Source organism: Mesorhizobium sp. M7A.F.Ca.US.006.04.2.1 (genome assembly GCF_004022915.1).
GTDB classification, from domain to species: Bacteria; Pseudomonadota; Alphaproteobacteria; order Rhizobiales; family Rhizobiaceae; genus Mesorhizobium; species Mesorhizobium ciceri.
This window is the reverse complement of record NZ_RZQA01001322.1, coordinates 1-1,096: the sequence shown is the minus strand read 5'-3', so window position 1 is coordinate 1,096 and position 1,096 is coordinate 1. Positions and strand designations below refer to the sequence as shown.

The window sequence follows — 1,096 nt, the reverse complement described above, 5'->3', positions numbered from 1 at the left end:
ATATTTTTCTGCTCCTGCTGTGCGACAAGCGTTGTCGGCAAATCGACAGGTCAGACCCGTCAGGCTAAACAGGACGCCATGTTGACCATCGGCAAGCGCGACGCAAGCGGCACGACCGCAGGGGAGGCTGACCACGAACCGCGCGTGGCGATCGGCGAGGAGGACGGCGTTCTTGGCTGCGCTTTCTCCGGAATCTGGACGACACGGACCGTTGCACTCGTCGACGCCGACATGCGCAAGATCGAAAAGCGAAGCGGCTTCAAAACCTTGGCGCTCGATGTTTCCAAGATCGAGAAGATGGACACTGCCGGCGCCTGGCTGATCGACCGGCTGGTCAGCGCCTTCGAGAAGAAGGGTGTCGAAATCCAGATGCAAGGCCAGAGCGAGATCGCTTCGATCCTGCTCGAAGCTGTCGGCGAGGCCGTGCGGCGCGAACCCGAATCCGGCCCGGTGCGACCGCCCAACATCGTCATTCGCGCGCTGGAGGCGGTTGGCCGCCGGGTCTACGAGATGCGCGACGATTTTCTCGCGTCGATGAACATCCTCGGCGCCACCATCCGTGGCGCGCAGATGAAGCTCGGCCGTGGCCATGCCGTCAACCCGGCGGCGATTTTCAACCAGATCGACCGTATGGGCGTCGGCGCCATTCCGGTGGTGGTGCTGATGTCGGCGATCGTCGGCGCCATCGTTGCCCAGCAGGGCGCCTATCAGCTCAGCTATTTCGGCGCCGATATCTTCGTCGTCGACCTCGTCGGCGTGCTGATCCTGCGCGAACTCGGCGTGCTGATGACGGCGATCATGATCGCCGGCCGCTCCGGCAGCGCGATCACCGCCGAGATCGGCTCGATGAAGATGCGCGAGGAGGTCGACGCGCTGAAGGTCATCGGACTTAACCCGATCGGCGTCCTGGTCTTTCCGCGCCTTGTGGCGCTGGTCATCGCCTTGCCGTGCCTGACCATCATCGCCAATTTCGCCGCACTCGGCGGCGGCATCCTGGCTGCCTGGCTCTATTCCGACATTCCACCCGCCGCCTTCATCGACCGGCTGCGTGTCGCCATCGATCTCAGCACCATCTTTGCGGGCCTGATCAAGGCGC

Annotated in this window: 1 protein-coding gene; it reads left to right on the top strand. The window is 63.5% G+C overall.

Annotated features, from left to right (window positions below; translation table 11 throughout):
* Nucleotides 1–78: 78 nt before the first annotated feature.
* The coding region (locus EN925_RS36985) for an ABC transporter permease (RefSeq protein WP_164894716.1) at nucleotides 79–1,096 on the top strand (1,018 nt) is incomplete at its 3' end.